This window comes from Micromonospora sp. NPDC049044 (assembly GCF_040649215.1).
Classification (GTDB): Bacteria; Actinomycetota; Actinomycetes; order Mycobacteriales; family Micromonosporaceae; genus Micromonospora.
This window is the reverse complement of record NZ_JBEZFA010000017.1, coordinates 86,555-106,688: the sequence shown is the minus strand read 5'-3', so window position 1 is coordinate 106,688 and position 20,134 is coordinate 86,555. Positions and strand designations below refer to the sequence as shown.

Annotated in this window: 20 protein-coding genes and 1 pseudogene; 14 read left to right on the top strand and 7 right to left on the bottom strand. The window is 72.0% G+C overall.

Features of this window, described 5'->3' with window-relative positions; translation table 11 throughout:
- Positions 1-8: 8 nt before the first annotated feature.
- Positions 9-617, top strand: coding sequence for a DUF305 domain-containing protein (locus AB0B85_RS16775; protein ID WP_357408088.1), 609 nt, complete (start codon positions 9-11; stop codon positions 615-617).
- A 30-nt stretch (positions 618-647) separates the two neighbouring features.
- On the opposite strand, the gene msrB is transcribed toward AB0B85_RS16775, so the two are convergent.
- Positions 648-1,052, bottom strand: a complete 405-nt coding sequence (gene msrB, locus AB0B85_RS16770) for a peptide-methionine (R)-S-oxide reductase MsrB (RefSeq protein WP_357408085.1) — start codon at positions 1,050-1,052, stop codon at positions 648-650.
- Between the two features lie 47 nt (positions 1,053-1,099).
- Here msrB and ligD point away from each other — a divergent pair, with 47 nt between their 5' ends.
- The gene (ligD, locus tag AB0B85_RS16765) at positions 1,100-2,137 is read left to right on the top strand and encodes a non-homologous end-joining DNA ligase (RefSeq protein WP_357408083.1); all 1,038 of its coding nucleotides are present in this window, start codon (positions 1,100-1,102) and stop codon (positions 2,135-2,137) included.
- A gap of 72 nt (positions 2,138-2,209) precedes the next feature.
- Here ligD and AB0B85_RS16760 read toward each other — a convergent pair whose 3' ends face one another.
- Positions 2,210-3,085, bottom strand: a complete 876-nt coding sequence (locus tag AB0B85_RS16760; protein WP_357408081.1) for a hypothetical protein — start codon at positions 3,083-3,085, stop codon at positions 2,210-2,212.
- 301 nt (positions 3,086-3,386) lie between these two features.
- Here AB0B85_RS16760 and AB0B85_RS16755 point away from each other — a divergent pair.
- Positions 3,387-4,483: pseudogene (locus tag AB0B85_RS16755) on the top strand (DUF222 domain-containing protein).
- Positions 4,484-4,603: 120 nt separating this feature from the next.
- Here AB0B85_RS16755 and AB0B85_RS16750 read toward each other — a convergent pair.
- Positions 4,604-5,341, bottom strand: coding sequence for a VOC family protein (locus AB0B85_RS16750; RefSeq protein WP_357408079.1), 738 nt, complete (start codon positions 5,339-5,341; stop codon positions 4,604-4,606).
- 92 nt (positions 5,342-5,433) lie between these two features.
- Between AB0B85_RS16750 and AB0B85_RS16745 the strand changes: the two genes are divergently transcribed.
- The 8 genes from AB0B85_RS16745 (at position 5,434) to AB0B85_RS16710 (ending at position 14,795) form a co-directional block, all read left to right on the top strand.
- Positions 5,434-6,078, top strand: a complete 645-nt coding sequence (locus AB0B85_RS16745) for a YdeI/OmpD-associated family protein (protein ID WP_357408077.1) — start codon at positions 5,434-5,436, stop codon at positions 6,076-6,078.
- Positions 6,079-6,109: 31 nt separating this feature from the next.
- On the top strand, positions 6,110-6,589 hold the full coding sequence (locus AB0B85_RS16740) for a DUF2975 domain-containing protein (RefSeq protein WP_357408075.1): 480 nt from the start codon (positions 6,110-6,112) through the stop codon (positions 6,587-6,589).
- On the top strand, positions 6,589-6,804 hold the full coding sequence (locus AB0B85_RS16735; RefSeq protein ID WP_278138146.1) for a helix-turn-helix transcriptional regulator: 216 nt from the start codon (positions 6,589-6,591) through the stop codon (positions 6,802-6,804). The genes AB0B85_RS16740 and AB0B85_RS16735 overlap by 1 nt, the downstream gene beginning before the upstream one ends.
- Positions 6,801-6,965, top strand: coding sequence for a hypothetical protein (locus AB0B85_RS16730; protein ID WP_357408072.1), 165 nt, complete (start codon positions 6,801-6,803; stop codon positions 6,963-6,965). The genes AB0B85_RS16735 and AB0B85_RS16730 overlap by 4 nt, the downstream gene beginning before the upstream one ends.
- 187 nt (positions 6,966-7,152) lie before the next feature.
- Positions 7,153-10,338, top strand: a complete 3,186-nt coding sequence (locus AB0B85_RS16725) for an ABC transporter permease (RefSeq protein WP_357408070.1) — start codon at positions 7,153-7,155, stop codon at positions 10,336-10,338.
- A complete protein-coding gene (locus AB0B85_RS16720; RefSeq protein WP_357408068.1) occupies positions 10,335-13,043 on the top strand; it encodes an ABC transporter permease in 2,709 nt (902 codons plus the stop codon). Before AB0B85_RS16725 ends, AB0B85_RS16720 begins: the two co-directional genes overlap by 4 nt.
- A gap of 1 nt (position 13,044) precedes the next feature.
- Positions 13,045-14,040 (top strand): ABC transporter ATP-binding protein, encoded by a 996-nt coding sequence (locus AB0B85_RS16715; RefSeq protein WP_357408066.1) that lies wholly within the window; start codon positions 13,045-13,047, stop codon positions 14,038-14,040.
- A complete protein-coding gene (locus AB0B85_RS16710; protein ID WP_357408064.1) occupies positions 14,037-14,795 on the top strand; it encodes an ABC transporter ATP-binding protein in 759 nt (252 codons plus the stop codon). The genes AB0B85_RS16715 and AB0B85_RS16710 overlap by 4 nt, the downstream gene beginning before the upstream one ends.
- 246 nt (positions 14,796-15,041) lie before the next feature.
- Here AB0B85_RS16710 and AB0B85_RS16705 read toward each other — a convergent pair whose 3' ends face one another.
- Positions 15,042-15,539: a hypothetical protein gene (locus tag AB0B85_RS16705; RefSeq protein WP_357408063.1), complete on the bottom strand. Its 498-nt coding sequence runs from the start codon at positions 15,537-15,539 to the stop codon at positions 15,042-15,044.
- A gap of 63 nt (positions 15,540-15,602) precedes the next feature.
- Entirely contained in the window at positions 15,603-16,055 is a 453-nt protein-coding gene (locus tag AB0B85_RS16700; protein WP_357408061.1) for a GNAT family N-acetyltransferase, read from the bottom strand.
- Positions 16,056-16,169: 114 nt separating this feature from the next.
- On the opposite strand from AB0B85_RS16700, the gene AB0B85_RS16695 reads away from it, so the two are divergent.
- The 3 genes from AB0B85_RS16695 to AB0B85_RS16685 all read left to right on the top strand — a co-directional run bounded on the left by AB0B85_RS16695 (position 16,170) and on the right by AB0B85_RS16685 (position 17,300).
- Positions 16,170-16,601: an SUKH-3 domain-containing protein gene (locus tag AB0B85_RS16695; RefSeq protein WP_357408059.1), complete on the top strand. Its 432-nt coding sequence runs from the start codon at positions 16,170-16,172 to the stop codon at positions 16,599-16,601.
- Between the two features lie 76 nt (positions 16,602-16,677).
- Positions 16,678-16,977: a hypothetical protein gene (locus tag AB0B85_RS16690; RefSeq protein ID WP_357408057.1), complete on the top strand. Its 300-nt coding sequence runs from the start codon at positions 16,678-16,680 to the stop codon at positions 16,975-16,977.
- A gap of 23 nt (positions 16,978-17,000) precedes the next feature.
- A complete protein-coding gene (locus tag AB0B85_RS16685; protein WP_357408055.1) occupies positions 17,001-17,300 on the top strand; it encodes a hypothetical protein in 300 nt (99 codons plus the stop codon).
- 35 nt (positions 17,301-17,335) lie between these two features.
- On the opposite strand, the gene AB0B85_RS16680 is transcribed toward AB0B85_RS16685, so the two are convergent.
- On the bottom strand, positions 17,336-18,979 hold the full coding sequence (locus AB0B85_RS16680) for an alpha/beta hydrolase (protein WP_357408053.1): 1,644 nt from the start codon (positions 18,977-18,979) through the stop codon (positions 17,336-17,338).
- Positions 18,966-20,081 (bottom strand): ATP-dependent DNA ligase, encoded by a 1,116-nt coding sequence (locus AB0B85_RS16675; protein ID WP_357408051.1) that lies wholly within the window; start codon positions 20,079-20,081, stop codon positions 18,966-18,968. Before AB0B85_RS16675 ends, AB0B85_RS16680 begins: the two co-directional genes overlap by 14 nt.
- Positions 20,082-20,134 lie beyond the last annotated feature (53 nt).

Here is a 20,134-nt window from a genome sequence, read left to right as displayed (position 1 = left end):
CACCAGGCATGCCCGGTCGTACCCGTCTGGTGTCGCTTGTCGCGGCGTTGCTGCTCACCGGCGCCTGCGGCGGCTCACCCACGTCGAGCCCGCCGCTCGTGCCGCAACCGGGCCCCACGTCCCCGGCCGGAACGGCGTCGCCCGGATCCGGGTCCGGGGGCGCCGGGTCCGCGCCGGAGGCGATGAGCGGGATCGACGTGGTCTTCCTGACCACGATGGTCGGGCACAGCGAACGCACCCTGCAGATCGTCGCGCTGGCTCGGGGTCGGGTGCGCGACGATGCGCTGCGCACCCTGGCCGCCGCCATCGAGGCGACCGAGGCCGACGAGTTGGCAGTGATGCGCGGCTGGTTGTCCACTGCCGGGCCGGGTGCCGGCGCGGGCGCGCACCAGCACGAAGGGCACGGCGACGACGCCGCGCTCGACCGGCTGCGGACCGCGCCGGACGCGGACGTCGACCGGGCACTGCGCGAGGTGCTCGCCGATCACCAGCGGGCCGCCGCCGACCTGGCCCGGTCCCCGGTCGGCGTCGGCCGCGACGCGCAGGTCCGCGACCTGGCCCGACGGATCGAGCAGTCCCGGACCGCCGAGGTCGAGCTGCTTCGGGGTACGCCGTGAGCGCGCGTCACCGCACCCAAGCCGCTCAGGTCAGCGGGGTTCCAGCCGGACCGAGATCGAGTTGACGCAGTGTCGGGTGTCCTTCGGGGTGAAACCCTCGCCGTGGAAGACGTGCCCGAGATGGCTGTCGCAGCGGGCGCAGCGGATCTCGGTGCGGGCCATACCGAGGCTGCGGTCCTCGATCTCCTTCACCCGGCCCGGGATGGCGTCGTCGAAGCTCGGCCACCCACAGTGCGAATCGAACTTGGTGTCGCTGGAAAAGAGCTCAAGCCCGCAGGCGCGGCAGTGGTAGACCCCCTGGGTCTTGGTGTCCACGTACTCGCCCACCCAGGGGCGTTCGGTGCCGGCCTCCCGCAGGACGTGAAATTCCTCGGGGGTCAACCGGACCCGCCACTCGTCTTCGGTGCGGGGCAACTCGTTGTCGTCAAGACTCACCCGTCAACGGTACGTCGAACGTCGGAGGCGTGGCATAAGGTCGCGAGATGGCGGGCACCAAGGCAGCGGTCACCGAGGTCGAGGTGGCCGGGCACACCGTACGGCTGAGCAGCCCGGACCGGGTGATCTTCCCCCAGCGGGGCTTCACCAAGGCGGACGTCTTCCACTACTACCTCGCGGTGGGCGACGGGATCATGCGCGCCCTGCGGGAGCGGCCCACCACCCTGCAACGCTTCCCCGAGGGCGTCGAGGGCGAGGCGTTCTTCCAGAAGCGGGTGCCCACCCGAGGCGTGCCGCCCTGGGTGACGACCGCGCAGATCACCTTTCCCAGCGGTCGCAGCGCCGCGGAGCTGTGCCCGGCCGATCTGGCGCACGTGGCCTGGGCGGCGCAGATGGGCACCATCGTCTTCCACCCGTGGCCGGTGCGCGCCGCCGACGCCGACCGACCCGACGAGCTGCGCATCGACCTGGATCCGCAGCCCGGCACCGACTTCGCCGACGCGGCGCGGGCCGCCGCGGAGGTCCGCGCGCTCCTCGACGAGCTGGGCGTGACCGGTTGGCCGAAGACCTCCGGTGGCCGGGGTGTGCACGTCTACCTGCGCATCCAGCCCCGGTGGACGTTCACCGAGGTGCGCCGGGCCACCATCGCGCTGGCCCGCGAGGTGGAGCGTCGCCAGCCCGACCTGGTCACCACCGCCTGGTGGAAGGAGGAGCGCGGCAGCCGGGTCTTCGTCGACTTCAACCAGATGGCCCGGGACCGGACGATCGCCTGCGCGTACTCGCTGCGGGCCAACGCCCGGGCCACCGTCTCGACCCCGGTCAGCTGGGACGAGCTGCCCGACGTCGACCCGGACGACTTCGACCTGCGTACCGTGCCGGCCCGGCTCGCCGAGCGCGGCGACCCGCACGCCGGCATCGACGACGCCCCGTGGGACATCACCCCACTGTTGGAGTGGGCCGACCGGGACGCCGCCGCCGGCCTGGGCGACCTGCCGTACCCGCCGGACCACCCGAAGATGCCCGGCGAGCCCAAACGGGTGCAGCCGAGCCGCGCCAAGCGCGCCCCGGAGGGCGAGAGCGCCTGAGCGCGCTGGGTGCCGGCTGCCCGGGGCCGGCTCCTGAGGTTCACCGTCCGCGCCACCTGGCTGGCCGGCCGTTCAGCTCTTCTTGAGATTCAGGACGAGGGTGCGTAGCCAGGCCTGTTCGAGCGCCGGATCGCGTCCCACGGCAGCGGCGACGGCGTGGCGGCCGGCCCGGCTGCGGCCGTAGGCCACCAGTGCGGCGGCCTCGGCGAGGGCCTGCCGGGTTTTGTCGTCACGGCCGGGTCCTTCGGCTTCGGCCAGCCACCGGTCGGGGGACAACGAGCGGGTCAACTTCACCTGATGGTCCCCGAAGTGCGACCAGACCCACTCACGCAGCGACACGTTGACCACGGCGGCGGCTGGCAGCGTCCGGGTCCAGTCGGCGTGCTGGTGCCACCGGTACGTGTTCGGGCTGGTCTTGGTCCGGCTGGTGACACCGATGAAGCGCAGCTTGCGGCGGATGACCGACCATGGCTCGCGTTCCTGGTCGACCCAGTCACGCACGAGGGTGAACAGTTCGGTGAACGTCCCACCACGATGGACCACGTCGATCAGGACCGCCGGCCGGTCCCGCCGAGCCAACTCATGTGGCGTCAATCCGACGGCGGCCAGGAAGCGGCGTCCCTGGGCCACCTCGGCGTAGGTCAACGGCCGCCGCGGGCCGCCGAACTCGACAGGCGGACGCCGGAACGACAGCGGCAGCCGATGCAGTCGCTGCACGCCGATGGGCCCGGAGAGGATCCCACCGAGCAGGTCGAACATCGAGTCCAACGATCTGCCGACAAAGTACAGATCGCCGTTCCCGCTGCGGGCCAGCACCTTCCCTGTGCACGCGACCAGATCATCGAGGAACCACAGGTCCGGGGGTGCGGCACCATCGAGTAACGCTCCCAGCTGGTCCGGCGTGACCAGGTCCCATCGAAACGGCAAACTCTCCTCGACCGGCACCACACAGCCATAGTGACAGCCGGCTCGCCGGCGCGATGCCCCCGGGCGCCCCACCGGCGGCACGAGCGGATGCCTGGTTCACCACGTAACGAGCTCGGCCAGTGCGGCGCTTGTGGTCTCGTCGGCCGGGAGGAATGCTTCCAGTCGCACCTCGGCGATGGTGACGTCGGTGGCGGTGCCGAAGTGGGTGAGTGTGGTGATGAGCCGCAGGCCAGGGACGTGCCCGAGGGTCCGTCAGGGTGACGGCGCCGGCCGGCGTGGCAGCACCACGGAAGTTGTCGTACACCTGTTCTAATGTCGGCATGTGATCGACGAGTTGGCGTGGGCGGAGAGCGCGGTGGCGACCTGCACCGACGCGCCCACCTGGGCGCTCTCCGCGCACGATCTGATCGCGGCGCTCGACGCTGCGCACCGGGTTCAGCAGCGGCTGGCGGCGGTGCGGTTGGCCCTGGTGCGGGAGTTGGATGGTCGGGGCACCGCGGTCGCGCAGGGTGCGTCCTCGACGGCCGTGTGGTTGCGGCACCGGCTGCGGCTCGACGTCGCCGCCGCCCGTCGGCTGGTCGACCTGGCCGCCTCGGTCGACGCCGCCCCGGCCGGGGTGCGCGATGCGCTGGCCACTGGCGCGGTCCGCCTGGAGCAGGCCCGGGTCATCGTCGAGGCCGTCAGCGCCGTGCGGACGGCCGCCGGGCCGGAGGTCGCCGACAAGGCCGTCGGGGTGCTTGTCGAATGGGCCGAGCAGTTCGATCCCACCCTGCTCGCAAGCTCAGCACCCGCATCCTCGACCACGTCGCCCCCGAGATCGCCGACGCCGCCGCTCACGCGGCGCTGGACGCCGAGGCCGCCCGGGCAACCCGCGACCGGCATGTCACAGTCTCCGAGCAGACCGGTGGTCGGCTACGGCTCAGCGGCACCCTCGACGCGGAGACCGCAGCGCTCGTGCGCGCCGCCATCGACCCGCTCAGCGCACCCAGCGGGCCCGACGACACGCGCACCCCCGGCCAGCGCCGCCACGACGCCCTCGCCGACGTGTGCCGGCTTGCCCTGAGCACCGGTGAGCTGCCGGAGCATGGCGGCGAACCGGCCCAGCTCGTCGTCACCACCGGCTTCGACGAGCTGACCCGGCAGTTGCACGCCGGCACGCTCGACGTCGGTCTGCGCCTCGCTCCCGACACGGTGCGCCGGCTCGCCTGCGACGCCGCCATCCACATCCGGCACTGGGCCGACGGCGGCCCGACCAGCCTCGACAACGCGGTGCTGCTCTGCGGCCACCATCACCGGCACCTGCACCAGACCGACTGGGTCGTCCGGCTCGGCGACGACAGCCATCCGGAGTTCCTGCCGCCGGCCTGGCTCGACCCCGATCAGATCCCGCGTCGCAACCACTACCACCGCCGGACGTAGCCGACCCCGCCCGCTCGGACCGGGCGGGGGTGCACGGGACTCCCGGAACCCCCGCCGCCGGGTGCGTCGCAGCGTACGGGCGGTCCGGTGGCCACGCTGCGCGAATGGTGGGGTGCGGGATCAGCTGGGGCTGAGCAGGCAGAACTCGTTGCCTTCCGGGTCGGCGAGGACCTGCCACGGGACCTCGTTCGGGCCCAGGTCGACGTCGGTGGCGCCGAGCGTCCGCAGTCTGGCCGCCTCGGCCGCCAGGTCGTCGCCCGGGTACGGGCGAACGTCGAGATGGACGCGGTTCCATCCGGTCTTCGTCTCGGGGGTGCGGACGAACCGCAGATACGGGCCGACTCCCTTGGCGGAGCGCAGCACCGCGCTGTGCTCGGTCACCTCGTGCAGGGTCCAGTCCATGGCGCTGTCCCAGAAGCTGGCCATGGCTCGCGGATCGGCGCAGTCGACAACCACCGCGGCGATCGGGCCGGTGTCCCGGTAGCGCGGCTGAGGGTCCAGCACGCAGAATTCGTTGCCCTCCGGGTCGGCCATCACCGTCCACGGGGCGTCGCCCTGGCCGACGTCGGCAAGCGTCGCACCGAGATCCCGCAGGCGCGTGACCACCTGCGCCTGGTGCGCCGCCGAGGTGGTGGCGAGGTCGATGTGTACGCGGTTCTTCACCGTCTTGGGCTCCGTGGAGACGACGAGGTCGACGCACACGGCGACGGGATCGGGGTAGGTGAAGCCCTCGGGTTCGAGGTTCGTCACGCCGGGTTCCTCGCTGGCGATTCCCCAGCCGAGCGCCGCCGCCCAGAAACCGCCGAGTGCGGAATCGTCCCGGGCCTTCATGTTGATCTGCACGAGCCGCGTTGCCATGGCGACGATGCTAGGTCCTGAGCGGCCGACGGCGTCGACCCCCCGGTGGCTGTGGCGGTGTCGGTGTCGGCCGTGGCGGTTAGCCTGCCGGCATGGCGAGCCCGGAGCTGGATGAGTTGATCGTCGCGGATGCCGACGCCCTGCGCGCGTGGTTGTCCGCCCACCACGCCACGTCGCCGGGTGTCTGGCTCGCCCTTACCAAGAAGGGCGGCACGGCCACGACGCTCACCTGGCAGCAGGCGGTCGACGAGGGGCTGTGCTTCGGCTGGATCGACGGGCAGGCCCGCAAACGGGATCAGGAGAGCTCGTGGATCCGGTTCACCCCGCGCAGGCCGCGCAGCTCCTGGTCGCAGCGCAACGTCGCCAACGTGGCCCGGTTGGAGGCGGAGGGGCGCATGCTGCCCCCGGGTCGCGCCGCCGTGGAGGCCGCGAAGGCGGACGGGCGCTGGTCGGCGGCCTACGCGCCATCCTCGGAGGCCGAGGTGCCGGCCGACCTGCTCGCCGCCATCGCCGCCGAACCCGCCGCGCAGGCCATGTTCGACGTGCTCACCAAGGCCAACCGGTTCGCTCTCATCTACCGCCTCAACGCCGTCAAGCGGGTGCAGACCCGCGAGCGGAAGATCGCCGAGTTCGTCGCCATGCTGGCCCGCCACGAGGCGCTCTACCCGCAGAAGGCGCGGCCGGTCGCTGGGCCGACGCCTCCGCAGCCGGGCGGCGAACCTCGGCAGACCGATTGACTTTCGATAGGTAGCGAGCGAAACTCGATGCATGGTTGTAGAGCATCGAGCGGTAGCCGCTCTCAGAGTTTTCCTCGGGGTGCTGTTCGTGGTCCTGATCGGGTTCCAGACGTTCTCGCTGCCCGGGCAGTTCGCGCACATGGCCCAGGAGTCGCCGGAGCACGCCTACCTCCGGTGGCCGCTGACCGCCGTGACGGTCTTCTGGGTGCTGTGCGTCCAGGTGGTCATCGTGTCGACGTGGAAGTTGCTCAGCCTGGTCAAGAACGACCGCATCTTCACCGAAGCGTCCCTGAAGTGGGTCGACCTGATCGTGTGGGCCGTGGGCGCCGCGTGGGTCGTGCTCGTGGGGGTCTTCCTCTACGTCGGCTTCAACGCGGACGACCCGGGCGGACCGATCCTGCTGTTCCTGCTGACGATGGGCGTCACGGTGCTCGGCCTCCTCATGGTGGTGATGCGTGCGCTGCTGCGGCAGGCAACCACCCTGCGGACCGACATGGAGGCGGTGATCTGATGCCCATCGTCGTCCGCATCGACGTCGAGTTGGCCAAACGCAAGATGAGTGTCGGCGAGTTCGCCGAGCGGGTCGGGCTCACGCCGGCCAACGTGGCGGTGCTCAAGAACGGCCGGGCCAAGGCCGTCCGCTTCAGCACGCTTGAAGCGATGTGCCGGGTGCTCGGCTGCCAGCCCGGAGATCTGCTCGAGTGGGTAGAGGAGGAAACCCCATGAGGTACGCGCTGACCGTCGCCGCCGTTCTCGCGGTCGCCATCGGCGTCGCCGGCATCGTGCTCGGCGAGGCCGACGACTCGCCCGGCCTCCAGCTCCTGGGCGTCGTGCTCGTCATCGGAGCTGTGGCATTCGGCGTCCGCAACGTCCGGGGCGGCGGCTAACCGTCCGAGTCGCGCCGTCCGGCGGCCGGCGGTGCGAGGCGCGCGCCGGCGGCCGGCCGTGCGAGGCGCGCCGGCCGGCCTGAACCGACCCCTTCCCTAATAACGATCAAGTAACGGGCGCGAACCTTTCCCGGTGGGTGGCCTGTCTTGATGGTCGTCGGCCCGTCAGGGCCAGGGGAGGCGTCGGATGAAGCTGGTGTGGAGGCGGGCCCGAGAGGCGCGCGGGTTGCTGGTCGCCGCGGTGATCGCGGCCCTGGTAGCCGTCGCGTTGGTCACCGGGCTGTCCGACTACAACCGACGGGCGGTGGACGCCGGGCAGCGGTCGCTGGTGGCCGCCTCGCCGGCCGAGGAACGTGGCCTGCTGGTCAGTGGGTCGGGCGGCCGCGACGCGGCCGAGTTCACCACCCGGGACGCGGCGGTCCGCGCGGAGTTCACCGACGGTCTGGCCGGCGTCCCGGTAAGCGTCTCCGTCGCCCGGTACGGCACCGGGCGGGAGCTGACCGGCTCGCTCGGATCCGTGCCGCGTACCGGCGACGAGCCTGTCTTCGCCAACCTGGCCACCCTTGACGACCTCGCCAAGCACGCGGAGCTGACAAGTGGGGCCTGGCCCAGCCCGGGGGCGAACCCGACCCAGGTGAGCCTCCCCGAACGGGCCGCGGGCGCGCTGGGCCTCAGCGTCGGCCAACGCATCCCGGTCCGTGACCGGGCCACCGAGCGGCGCAGCGAACTGGTGCTCGCCGGCACCTGGCGGCCGCGCGACCCGGCGGAGGCGTACTGGCTGCTGGCCCCCGAGGTGGGGACCGGAAGTGCCGGTTCGGGCACGTCGTACGGGCCGTTCGCACTCGACCCGGCCGACTTCGCGGCCATCTCCCCCGGCTCGGTGTCGGCGTCCTGGCTCGTCGAACCGGACCTCGGCGGCGTCGACGCGGGCGATCTTCCCACGGTGCGCAAGGCCCTCACCGAGGCTTCCTCAGCGGTGCTCGAGGCCGCCCAGCTGGGCAGTTCCGGGCAGGCGGTGACCAAGATGCCGCAGCTGCTGGACCGGATCGGCCGCGCCGACATGGTCGGCCGATCCGCGCTGGCCACCCCACTGCTGCTCATCCTGGTGCTCGGCGGGTACGCGCTGGTGCTGGTCGCCGCGCTGCTGCACGAGGACCGTCGCGCCCAGACCGCGCTGCTGCGTGCCCGCGGGGCCGCCCGCCGACAGTTGGCCGGCCTGGCCGCCCGCGAGGCGACCCTGGTGGTCGCCCCCGCGGTTCTGCTCGCCCCGGTGATCGCCACAGTGGTGCTGCGATTCGTCCGGCCCGGCGGCGCCGAGCAACTTTCCAGTTCCGGCGGCAACACCACACTGGTCTGGGCAGCCGCCGCGGCCACGGCCGCCGGTTGTCTGGTGGCAATGGTCGCCCCGACGCTGCGCGGTGCCGGCACGTACGTGGCCGACATGGCCGCCCGGTCCCGCCCGAACCGGGCGGCGAGCGTCCAGCGGGCCAGCGTCGACCTGGTGCTCGTGGCGCTCGCCGTACTCGCCTGGGTGCAGCTTCGCCGGTACGCCTCACCGCTGGCCGGCTCGGGCGGCCGGCTCGGGCTCGATCCACTGCTGATCGCGGCCCCGACACTCGGGGTGCTGGCGGGAGCCGTGCTGGCGCTGCGGGTGCTGCCACCTGTCACCCGGTTCGCCGAGCGGTTCGTCGACCGGCGGCCCTGGACGGCCACCATGTTCGGCATGTGGCAGGCCGGTCGGCGTCCGCACGCCGGACCGGTGCTGCTGCTCGCCCTCGCCGTCGGCGGCAGCACCCTGGCCTGGTCCCTGATCAGCACGGGTGAGCGGTCCCAGGTCGAGCAGGCCGGGCACACTGTCGGCGCCGACCTGCGGGTCACCGAGCGGACCGGGGCCGCCCCGCTCACCCGGACCGCGGAACTCGCCGCGCTGCCGGGCGTGCGCCGGGTGCTGCCGGCCTGGCGGGACAACATCCGGGTCGGCCGGGAGGACCTGCCGGTGACCGTGATCGCCGTCGACCCGGCCAGCGCCCCCGGGGTGGTCCAACTCGCCGACCGGCTCAGCGACGACCCGGTGTCGGCGCAGTACCAGCGGATGATCCAGGCGCGCGGCGCCACCGGGGGAGTCGAGCTGCCAGCGGGCACCCGAGCGGTCACCGGCACCGTCCGTACGCCCGTCGTGCTGCCCGCCGAGCCGCACCCGGTCGCGGTCTCGCTGTTGTTGACCACCCCCGACGGGCTCGCCTTCAAGCTGCCGGCGGCCACCGCTCCGAGCACCGGGCGGGCCACCCGGTTCACCGTCAAGCTTCCGGATCTGGGCGGAGGACCTATGCGGCTGGCCGGCTTCGAGGCCGACACCGCTTTCGCGGGCGGCACCTCGTACGGTTTCGCGGTGCAGGGGCTGGCGCTTGTCGATGCCGGAGGCACGGCCCGACCGGCCGAGCTGCCCGGTGACTGGACGGCGACCTGGACCGGTGGGCCGCGGACGCCGGTGGTGTCGAGCGGCGCCGGGCTGGTCGCCGACCGCCCCATCACGCTGCTCGACGAGGGGGGTCGGCTGGATCGACCCGCGAGCCGGTTCGTCGTCGTACCGGGCGCGGCGCCTGTCGCCGCCCCGGTCCTGATGACCCCCCGGGTACGCGACGCGCTGAGCCTGCACCTCGGCGACACCGTCGAGCTGTCACTCGCCGGGGTGACGCTGCCGGTCCGCCTGGTCGGTGAACTGGACTCCGTGCCGACCACCACCGGTGAGGGCGTACTGCTCGACCTGCCGGCCGGGGTCGACGCGCTCATCGGTGCCGGCGGGACGATCCGCCCGGTACCGGAGTGGTGGATCGGCGCCACCGACGCGACGGCCGCCGCCGCAGCGGCCGGCGAGCTGCCGGGAGTCACGGTCCTCAACCGACAGGCGGTGATCACCTCCGCCGCGGAAGACCCCTACTGGCAGGGTTCGCGTACCGGAATGCTCGCCGCGGCGCTCGGCGCGGTGCTGCTCGCCGTCGTCGGCCTGATGGTGGACGTGTGGGCAACCGCCCGACGCCGGCTCAGCGAGTTCGCGGTCCTGAACACCCTCGGCGCCACGCCCCGGCTGTTGGCGCGGGCACTGCTCGCCGAACAGGCCTTCCTCGCCGGCATCGGTGTGGGAGTCGGCCTGCTGCTCGGTGCCGCGGTCGGAGCCACCATGGCCCCACTTGTCATCCTCACCCCGGCCGCTGGTCGGCCGATCCCCCCGGCGACGTTCGCGCTGCCCTGGGTGCCGATCGGTCTGACCGCAGTCGGTCTGCTGCTGGCGGCGCTCGCCTTCAGCGCGTTCATCGCCGCCGGCATCCGCCAGCGGGTGGCGGCGGTGCAGCTGCGAATCGGGGGAGAACGATGAGCGTCGGAGCGGTGGTCCGGCGGGTCCGGGTGTACGGCGGGCAGTTCCTGCTGCTGGCGGTGCTGACCGTGGTGGTCACGCTGCTGATCAGTGGGGTGCCCCGGCTGGTCAACCAGCTCGCCGAACAAGGGCTCCGGGCGCAGCTGAACAGTGAGCTGCCGGCCCGCCGGGACCTCTCGTACACAAGCGGGGTGGTGACCGCCCCGCCCCTGAAGCCGGCGATGGCCTACGCCCGTGAGCGGTTCGACGCCCTGGCCGCGGACCTGCCACCGCAGGTGCGGTCGGCGGTGAACGAGCGGTGGTACAACGTGGACATGGAACCGGCCCGCGTGGTCGGGCCGGACCTCGCCGCCCGTAACCTGCTTGTCGACCTGGGTCTGCGGGGCATGCCCGGCATCCAGGACGCCAGCACCCTCGTCGAGGGGGCGTGGCCCAGCGAGACGTACCTGCCCGACCGGCCGATCGAGGTCGCGCTCGACGCCGACGTGGCCGGCAAACTCAACCTGCGCACCGGCAGCCAACTGCGGATCGGCAAGGTCGACAACGAAAAGCGGCTCTACGACGCTGTCCCGCTGACGGTGGTGGGGCTGTTCCGCCCCGTCGACCGTACCGGCGGCAGCTGGGACGGGCTGCCGTCGATGCTGCAGGTGATCGAACCGCAGGGCGACGGTCAGCCGCTTGTCGCCTCCGGGATCGTCGCCCAGTCGGCCCTCGACAATCGGGCCGCGGCGGGTTGGCCGATCCGGGTCAACTGGCGGTACCGGCTGGGCGCCGACAACATCGACGCGCGCCGGCTGGACCGGCTGATCGACGGTCTCCAGGAATCGCAGCGGCGCCGGCCGGCCGACCTCTCACTGGCCCAGGGCATCGACATCCCGTTGCGTGCGTTCGCCGCCCAGGTGAACGCCGCCCGGACCCTGCTGGCGGTGATCGCGGCCGGGGTACTTGCCACGCTGGCCGGGTTGATCGTCCTCGCCGCCACCCTCGCCACCCGGCGGCGTCGGGCGGAGTTCGTCCTGATCCGGGCCCGCGGCGGCGGGACCACCGCCGGTGCCCGACGAAGCCTCGCCGAGTCGCTGCTCGTGGTGCCGGTCGCCGCCGCGCTCGGCTGGTGGCTGGGCACCCTGTTCCCGGGCGCCGCGGACCCGAGCATGCCGTACGTGATCGCCGCGGCGGTCCTGGTCACGGTGGCCCTCCCACTGGCCACGCTCGCCGTGTCGACCGGTGGGGCGGCCCGCCGCGACCTGGTCCGGATGCGCCCGTCGACCCGCCGACTCACCGCCGAGGTCTCCGTGCTGCTGCTCGCCGTGCTCGCCGCGGTGCTGCTGCGTCGACGCGGCCTCACCCTTGGTGAGGTGGACCCGCTGCTGGTGTCGGTACCGGTGCTGCTCGCGATCGCTGCGGCGGTGCTCGCGCTGCGGGCGTACCCCTGGCCGTTGTTGCTTGTCAGCCGGCTTGCCGCGCGGACCCGGGGCAGCGTCGCCTTCCTCGGCACCGCGCGGGCCGGCCGGTCGGCTGTCGCCGCGCCGCTCGTCGTCGTGGTGCTCGCGATCGGTACCGCGGCGTTCTGCGCGGTGGTTGCCGCCGGCGTCGACGCGAGCCGGGACCGGGCCGCCGAGCGGATCGTGCCCGCCGACGCGGTGATCCGAGGTGAACGGTTCGCTCCCGACACGATCGACGAGGTGGGTCGCCTGCCGGGGGTCCGGGCCGCGACCCGGGTGCTGTTCGCCTCCGACGAGCGGCTGGCAACCGACGAACTCGGCACCGACGCCCGGCTCGGCGAGACGGCCGTGCTGCTTGTCGACGGTTCGGAGCTGGCCACTGTGGCCCGGGAAGCGAAGGTGGGTCTGCCGCTTCCGGCCGCGCTGCGCACCGCCCGGCCCGAATCGGGCCCGGTGCCGGCGATCGTCTCGCCAGCTGTCGCCGCTGATCTCGCCAAGGCCGGACTGGACCGCTCCGCCTACATCTCGGTGCAGGGCCAGCGGTACGAGTTCCGGGTGGCCGGCAGCGAGGACAGCTTCCCCCTGCTGTCGGCGGACAACGACCGGTTCGTCGTCCTGCCCTGGCAGGCGCTGCCGGAGCGCACCACCGCGCCCGTGGCCACCAGCCTGCTTGTCGCCGGTGACCGGCTGGACGCCGAGGCGCTGCGCCGCGCCGGCGACCAGGGGCAGTCGCGGTACCAGCGGGACGGGACGGTGACCGGACGGGAACGCCCGCTCGGAGTCGTCGTCGACACCCGGGCCGATGTCCGCCGGGACCTCGGTGCGGGCGGTGCGAACGGCGTACTGGCCTTCGGGTTCGTCGCCGGTGCCGTCGGTGGCTCGGTGCTCGGGCTGCTGGCCATCGCGTTCACCGTGCTGGCCGGCGCGCGGGCCCGCGGCCAGGTGCTGTCCCGGCTGCGTACCCTCGGCCTGTCCCGCCGGCAGTGGCGCGGGCTGCTGCTTGTCGAGCTGGCCCCGCTGGTCGGGGTGTCGGTGCTCACCGGCGGGCTCGTCGGTGCGGCGCTGCCCCTGCTGCTCAACCCGGTGCTCGGCCTGTCCGCGTTCACAAGTGGCATGCCGGTCCGGGTGGCCTTCGAGCCCGGTCTGGTGGCGGCGGTGTTCGCGCTCGGGGTGGTCGCCCTCGGCTTCGCGGTCGCCGTCGAGGCCCTGAACAACCGCCGGTTGCGCCTCGGTGAGGTGCTTCGGCTCGGAGAGGAGAGCTGAGATGACCGCTACCGCCCAGACTTCACTGGTGCCCGACCTGGCCGCCCTGCAGCAGCGGGCCGCGCAACGTGCCGCCGAGCGGGCCGGCGGGCAGGACCGACTGCGCGGACACATCGTCTGCGACGGTCTGGTGCGCATCTTCAAGACCGAGGGGGTGGAGGTGGTCGCCCTGCAGGGGCTCGACCTGGTCATCGACCGGGGGGAGCTGGTGGCGATCGTCGGTGCGTCCGGCTCGGGCAAGTCGACACTGCTCAACATCCTCTCCGGCCTGGACACGCCCACCGCCGGCATCGCCCGGGTGGCCGACTACGACCTGCTCACCCTGTCCACCAAGCGGCGGCTCAGCTACCGGCGGGAACTTGTCGGCTTCGTCTGGCAGCAGACCGGCCGCAACCTGCTGCCGTACCTCACCGCCCTGGAGAACGTCGAGCTGCCGATGCAGTTGGCCGGCAAACGCGGCGGCAAGGCCCGCCGGGAGCGGGCCCGGGAACTGCTCGACATGGTCGGTGTGGGGTACTGCGCGGACCGCCGGCCCGGGCAGCTCAGCGGCGGCGAGCAGCAGCGGGTCGCGGTGGCGGTGGCGGTGGCCAACGACCCGGAGGTGCTCTTCGCCGACGAGCCGACAGGTGAGCTGGACGAGGCGACCGGCGCCGACGTGTTCGCGGCGCTGCGCACCATCAACGCCGAGTTGGGCGTCACCATCGTGGTGGTCACCCACGACCACGCCGTGGCCACCCAGGTCCGCCGGACCGTCGCGATCCGCGACGGCCGGACCGCCTCCGAGGTACGCCGGACCGCCCGGCTCGACGCGGACGGCAACACCGAGCTGGTCAGCGAGGAGTACGCGGTGCTGGACCGCAACGGTCGGATGCAGCTACCTGCCGCATTCGTCGACGCGCTCGCGCTGAAGGAGCGGGTCCGGCTCGACCTGGAGCCGGATCACGTGCAGGTACGGCCCGGCGACCGGGCCACGGACGAGCGGGGGGCACGGGCATGAGTCGTCGGGACATGGTGGTGACCGGTGCGGCCGGGTTCGGTGGCGCGGCCGGGTTCGATGGCACGGCCGCCACCCAGCCGGCCGAAGTGGTCCGGGTCAGCGGTGTGAGCCGTACCTTCGGCCGGGGTGAGCACGCCGTGCACGCGGTACGGGACGTCTCGTTCAGCGCCAACCGGGGCGAGTTGGTCGCCATCCGGGGCCGGTCCGGGGCCGGCAAGACCACGTTGCTGAACCTGATCGGCGGTCTCGACCGCCCGGACAGCGGTCAGGTGGTGGTGGCCGGGCACGAGGTGACAGCGGCCGGCGAGGCGGAACTGCTGCAACTGCGCCGGGGCACCGTCGGGTTCGTGTTCCAGACGTTCGGGCTGGTGCCGATCCTCTCCGCCGCCGAGAACGTGGGTGTGCCGCTGCGGCTGGCACAGGTGCCGGCCGCCGAGCGGGAGCAGCGGGTCGCGGTGCTGCTGGAACTGGTCGGCCTGGGCGGGCACGCGGCCCAACGCCCGTACGAGCTCTCCGGCGGCCAGCAGCAGCGGGTCGCTGTCGCCCGGGCCCTGGCCAACGAGCCGGACCTGCTCATCGCCGACGAGCCCACCGGTCAGCTGGACTCGGAGACCGGCCGGTCCATCATGGACCTGTTGCGCGCGGTGGTGCACGCGCGTGGCATGACGGCGCTGGTGGCCACGCACGACGCGGCCCTGATCGACCTCGCCGACCGGGTACTCACGCTACGCGACGGTCGCCTGGTCGACGGCTGAGCGACACCGGACGGCGGCCGTTCCCTGCGGCGGCGGTCGTTGCGACGGGAGCGGCGTGCCTGGCGGGGCGTAGCTCGGGGGTGTGTCTGTGGGCGTGCCCAGCCGGGGGAGATGGTGGTTCGCGCTCGCTTTGGAGCTGATGCCATAAACGAATCGGCTGCGGTGATTCATCCACGACATCAGCTCCAAAGCATCGGCGAAGCGGTGCGCGGGGCTGTGGGTCGTGTCGTGCGCGGGGCCGACCGGTCAGGGGGGTCCGGGTTGGTGGGTGCGGTTCGCGGCGTCAGCGTGTCTCCGGCCCTCGGGGAGGGTGCCGGCGAGCGGGATCAGCAGGTAGCCCAGCAGGGCCAGGACCAGACCTCCACCCGGCCCGGTCGACAGCAGTTCCTGCTCGACGTAGGGGTCGTTGGCCTCGAAGTACCAGAACACTCCGGTGAGGCTGCCGCAGGCGAGCACATTGGAGACGAGCATCCCCAGGCTGGCCTGCCGCCACAGTCGGCGGGCCGGGCCGATGGTGGCGAGCGACAGCGCCGCGAACACGGTGGCGATGACCGCGAACGGCAGCGCCCAGCCGAGCACCCTGGTGCCCGGGGTGACATCGGTCCGCCCGGGGTAGACGCTGCGCCATGCGGGCAACCAGAACGCGACGACGACAAGCAGGACGCCGACCGCCAGCAGCGCTGAGCCAGTCAGTCGCCATGGCGGGCGCGACGGCGCGGCGCCGGGCGTCGTCGGCCTGCTCATGGCGACGAACGTAACCCGGCCGGGGCGCGCCCGCTGCCCCCGCCGGGTGGGCCTGACGGCGGGTCAGAGCGCCAGCTTCATGCCCTCGTGGCTGGCCACGAAGCCGAGGCCCAGATAGAAGCGGTGCGCGTCCGCGCGGGTCTTGTCGGTGGTCAGCTGCACCAGGGCGCAGCCACGCTCGCGAGCCTGGTCGACGGCCCAGATCATCAACTGCCGCCCCAGCCCCTGGCCGCGCCGGTCGGAGCGGACCCGGACCGACTCGATGAGCGACCGCTCCGCGCCGTGCCGACCCAGGCCCGGAATGTAGGTGATCTGTAGGCAGCCGACGAGGTCACCGTTCTGCTCGGCCACGATCAGCTGGTTGCGCGGGTCGGCGGTGATGTCCGCGAACGCCCTCTCGTAGGCCTCGTCGACCTCGGTGAAGTCGCGGGCCTTGCCCAGGACGTCGTCGGCGAGCAGGGCGATGACGGCGGGCAGGTCGGCCCGGACCGCCTCCCGGAAGGTCACGTCGGTCACGCTGGTGAGCCTGGCACAACGACGGGGATCGAACTGGTGCCGGTGAGCCTGTTCCGCGAGACTCGTCGGTGCAGCGTGTCTTCGCGGTCGTCCGCGGATAGGGGGAATCTGAACGTGCACGGCGAGGATGACTGGCTTCGAGACGCTCCAGCCGACGTTCTGGCGGAATTCGGACGAGGCGGGTGGTATCCCGGTCGAGCGGTCGATGTGACCGCCTGGACCGAGGAGATCGTTTCGGACGGCTTTCTCGTCACCGAGACTGCTGCTGGGATCTGGCGGTCCCTCGGCGGCCTGGAGTTTCGTAGGCCAGGTCATCAATCCAGCCTGCTCATCGACCCGACCGTTGTGCAGGGTTACCTGAAGGCACCCTTCGCCGAGTGGCCGCTGCGTTTCGGGCAGCAATTTTGCCCCATCGGTGAATGGGACGTCTCATCCAATGTCTTCGTTGGTAGCGAGGGCGGAGTGCTGGTGTCGGTGGACGCGTCTTGGTGTCGGTGGCTCGCCGGACCCCCGGCGGTAGCGCTGCATCAGCTGCTCACCGATTGAAGCTGGAAGGGGGCCCGCCAGCCATGCCGTTGCGCGGGCTCCGCAGGATCGCGACGAACCCGGCGAGGTGCGCAGCGTGCCGCCCCGGGTGCTGGAGATGACAATGCATGACATAGACGGCTTTTTCGTCGGCCCATCGGGCGACAACGTGGGCCTGGACGAGACGGTGCGCTCGCACGACGATCTGATTGAGTTCTTGATGGCGTTGCGGAGCGACCTGATGGAACGGCGGGAGAGGTGGGAGAACCGGAATGTAGGCGACTACCTCGGATCGATCGCCAGAGCTTTCCAAGACATGGTCGGAGATGAGTACGAAGATCCCGATCGTTGGGCCGACACGGCTGGCTGGCTGTGGGTCGGACGGAACTACGAGTAGAACGCACGGAGGTGATCAGGGCCTTGAGCGCTGATTCGCACAAGTTGTCTATCGGCCACTTCCTCGGGTCGACCGGTCAGGTCGCTGACGAGTTCGACCGGCTCAACGAGACGGTGACAACCGAATCTGATCTCCTCGCATTTCTGGAGGCGATCCTGCGAGATGACCACTTTACGGACTGGGAGGGGTCGATCGAGGGGTACCTGGACGCGCTCATCTCCTGGTTGCGGTCGACCGAGGGTCGACGACGTATGCCGGCGTATTCGACCGAATTTGCGGCAATGGCGGCGGCGTTCTACGTGGGCATCGCCAGAAGTGGCTGATCCCGAGGTGTCTCCGCCGCCGCCAAACCGACCCGTCACCGGGCGGGGCAGCGCTTTCCTTCCTGCGGCACCGTCAGGTCGAGCAGGTACGCGTCGACGGCGTTGGTGATGCACGACGTCTGCGGATAGGCGGTGTGCCCCTCGCCCTCCCAGGTCAGCACCCGACCGACGCCCAGCATGGAGGCGAGCCGTGGGGTCTGCTCGTAGGGCGTCGCCGGATCGCCGGTGGTGCCGACCACCAGGATCGGCGGTGCGCCGTTCGCCTTCCCGGTCGGGTACGGGTCACGCCCGCCCGGCCACTCGACGCAGCTCAGCATGCCGACCGCCAGCGCCGGCCCGAACAGCGGGTATTTTCCGCGCCACTCGGACTGCAACTGCCGGATCTGCTCCCGGCTCGGCTTCTCCGTCTCGTCCGCGCAGTTGATGGCCAGGTTGGCGTCGAACAGGTTCGAGTAGTGCCCGTCGGACTCCCGGCCGGCGTACGAGTCGGCGAGCCGGAACACATCCTTTGGATCCCCCTCGGCCAGCTTGTCGATCGCCCCGGCCAACTCCTGCCAGCCGGACTCGGTGTAGAGCGACGAGATGACCGCGTAGAACACCCAACCGGCGGTGGCCTCCCGCCCGTTGGCGCCGCGGACCGGAGAGACCTTGGCCTTGTCGATGGCCGAGGTGACAGCGGCCCGCGCGTCCGGGGCGATCGGGCAGCGGCCGGCGTTCGCCGCGCACCAGCGGGTGAAGTTGGTGAAGGCCCGTTCGAAACCGCGGGCCTGGCTCTCCGAACCCTCCACCAGCCGCTGCTGCGGGTCGACGGCGCCGTCGAGCACCAGTGCCCGCACCCGCTGCGGGTAGAGCTGCGCGTAGGTGGCGCCGAGCAGGGTGCCGTAGGAGTAGCCCAGGTAGGTCAGCTTGTCGTCACCCACCGCGGCGCGTACCGCGTCCATGTCGCGGGCGGCCTGCTCGGTGCCGTACAACGGCAGCTGGTCACCGTAGCGGTCGCCGCAGCCGCGCCCGATCCGTTGGCTCAGGCCGACGAATCCGTCGAACTCCGACTGGCTCGCCGGGTCCGGGTCGAAGCCGAAGCTGGCGTCCAGGTCGGCGTCGGAGATGCACTTCACCGGGCTGGACCGGGAAACTCCGCGTGGGTCGAAACCGACGATGTCGAAACGTTCGGTGATCGAGGCGGGCAGCCCGCCGAACTGCGGACCGAACGACAGGTAGACGGCGGTGTCCACGCCGGAGCCGCCCGGGCCGCCCGGGTTGATGACAAGTGAGCCGACCCGGTCGCGCTGCTTGCTGGAACGGGCCCGCAGCAGGGCGATCTCGAAGGTCTCCCCGGCGCCCGGACCGGCGGTCGCTCCGGTGCCAGTGCCCCAGTCGCGGGGCACCGCGATCCGGGCACACTCGTAGCGCATGTTGGGTGCGCCGCGCCCGACCAGCTCGTCGGGCACCTCCGGGCAGGGGCGCCAGGTGGGCGCGCTGCCGGTCGGTGCGGCCGAGCTCTCCACCTCGGTGCGCGGCGCGAACGCCGGCAGCGTGCAGCCGGCGGTGAGCAGTGCCGCGACGGTGAAGGCGGCAAGGGTGCGACGAACCCGGCGACTGGTCGCCAGCCGCAGCTGATGGGCGGTGCGGATCACGTGCTCCTCCGGGGTCGAGTCGACGGCCAGGCTACGCCGGGCCATCAGCGGCCCGGTCCACGGTGGTCGCTGGATCGCCGCGCAGCACCTGATCCACATCAAAGCGGATCGGCCGGTCGAGCTGGTCGTAACGGCACGACCGGGGATCGCGGTCCGGACGCCAGCGCAGGAACCGGGCGGTGTGCCGGAACCGTTCGCCCTCCATCGCGTCGTAGCCCACCTCGACCACCAGCTCCGGGCGGACCGGCTCCCACTCCAGGTTCTTCGTGCCGGTCCACCGGCTCACCCCACCCGGGATGCGTTGGCCGCGCTCGTGGTCGCCGTGCACCCACGGGTGCTCGCCGCCGGTGTCCCGGTAGGGGGCCAGCTCGTCGAGCAGCTCGGCACGACGGGCCATGGTGAACGACGCGCTCACCCCCACGTGGTGCAGGACCCCGGCGTCGTCGTACAGGCCGAGTAGCAGTGAGCCCACCACCGGGCCGGACTTGTGCCAGCGGAAGCCGGCCACCACCGCGTCCGCGGTGCGGGTGTGCTTGACCTTGAACATCAGCCGCTTGCCCGGCTCGTACGGCAGGTCGGCCGGCTTGACGATCAACCCGTCCAACCCGGCGCCCTCGAACACGTCGAACCATTGGCGGGCGGTGTCCGGATCGGTGGTGACCTGGGTGACGTGCACCGGCGGGCGCACCCCGGCCAACGCCTCTACCAACCGTTCGCGGCGAAGCGGGTAGGGCTTGTCGAGCAGCACCTCGTCGCCGACGGCCAGCAGGTCGAACGCGACGAAATCGGCGGGTGTGGTCTCGGCCAGCAGCTGCACCCGGGACGCGGCCGGGTGGATGCGCTGGGCCAGCAACTCGAAATCCAACCGGGGCTGGCCACTCGGCCCGTCGCGCCGGATGACGATCAACTCACCGTCGACGGCGCACCGCTCGGGCAACTGCTGACGGGCCTGATCGACCACCTCGGGGAAGTAGCGGGTCATCGACTTGCCGCCCCGGCTGGCCAACTCGACCTCGTCGCCGTCGCGGAACACGATGCACCGGAACCCGTCCCACTTGGGCTCATAGGTCATCCCGGCCCCGGTGGGAAGCTTGGCGACGCTCTTGGCCAGCATCGGCTCGACCGGGGGATTGATCGGCAGGTCCACGGCGACAAGTCAATCAGACGGCACCGACAGCCGTGAGGCAGATCACCGTGGGC

Bases quoted from the DNA above. Each gene is read 5' to 3' on its own strand.
- AB0B85_RS16775 (WP_357408088.1), top strand. From the start codon at position 9: ATGCCCGGTCGTACCCGTCTGGTGTCGCTTGTCGCGGCGTTGCTGCTC.
- ligD (WP_357408083.1), top strand. From the start codon at position 1,100: ATGGCGGGCACCAAGGCAGCGGTCACCGAGGTCGAGGTGGCCGGGCAC.
- AB0B85_RS16750 (WP_357408079.1), bottom strand. From the start codon at position 5,341: ATGGCAACGCGGCTCGTGCAGATCAACATGAAGGCCCGGGACGATTCC.
- AB0B85_RS16745 (WP_357408077.1), top strand. From the start codon at position 5,434: ATGGCGAGCCCGGAGCTGGATGAGTTGATCGTCGCGGATGCCGACGCC.
- AB0B85_RS16740 (WP_357408075.1), top strand. From the start codon at position 6,110: ATGGTTGTAGAGCATCGAGCGGTAGCCGCTCTCAGAGTTTTCCTCGGG.
- AB0B85_RS16735 (WP_278138146.1), top strand. From the start codon at position 6,589: ATGCCCATCGTCGTCCGCATCGACGTCGAGTTGGCCAAACGCAAGATG.
- AB0B85_RS16730 (WP_357408072.1), top strand. From the start codon at position 6,801: ATGAGGTACGCGCTGACCGTCGCCGCCGTTCTCGCGGTCGCCATCGGC.
- AB0B85_RS16725 (WP_357408070.1), top strand. From the start codon at position 7,153: ATGAAGCTGGTGTGGAGGCGGGCCCGAGAGGCGCGCGGGTTGCTGGTC.
- AB0B85_RS16720 (WP_357408068.1), top strand. From the start codon at position 10,335: ATGAGCGTCGGAGCGGTGGTCCGGCGGGTCCGGGTGTACGGCGGGCAG.
- AB0B85_RS16715 (WP_357408066.1), top strand. From the start codon at position 13,045: ATGACCGCTACCGCCCAGACTTCACTGGTGCCCGACCTGGCCGCCCTG.
- AB0B85_RS16710 (WP_357408064.1), top strand. From the start codon at position 14,037: ATGAGTCGTCGGGACATGGTGGTGACCGGTGCGGCCGGGTTCGGTGGC.
- AB0B85_RS16705 (WP_357408063.1), bottom strand. From the start codon at position 15,539: ATGAGCAGGCCGACGACGCCCGGCGCCGCGCCGTCGCGCCCGCCATGG.
- AB0B85_RS16680 (WP_357408053.1), bottom strand. From the start codon at position 18,979: ATGGCCCGGCGTAGCCTGGCCGTCGACTCGACCCCGGAGGAGCACGTG.